The organism is Arthrobacter sp. 10N44_2, assembly GCF_056394385.1.
On record NZ_JBFTHT010000066.1, the window covers coordinates 1 to 360 of the forward strand.

At 51.0% G+C, this 360-nt stretch carries 1 rRNA gene; it reads left to right on the top strand.

The annotated features are described in order from the left end of the window. Positions 1–251 precede the first annotated feature (251 nt). Positions 252–360 (top strand): 16S ribosomal RNA (locus AC1DBX_RS20745); the annotation flags it as partial.

The window sequence follows — 360 nt, forward strand, 5'->3', positions numbered from 1 at the left end:
TCGGGTAAGTTTGAAAAGTTGCTCCGGAGCGATCCKYGACTGTTTGTTGGTTGTGGTGGTGCCGGGTGTGTCTGTTGTTTGAGAACTCAATAGTGTGCCAAGTTTGTTGATACCAATTTATTGTATTGAATTGGTTGAATTTGCCGGGCCCGCCACCCCGTGGTGTGGTCTGGTGTTATTTGGCTGGTTTCAAATTTTGTGCAGCGTGTGYATCCCGTTTTCCCGGGGGCGCATGTTGTGTCTGTTTTACTTCAACGGAGAGTTTGATCCTGGCTCAGGATGAACGCTGGCGGCGTGCTTAACACATGCAAGTCGAACGATGATCCGGTGCTTGCACCGGGGATTAGTGGCGAACGGGTG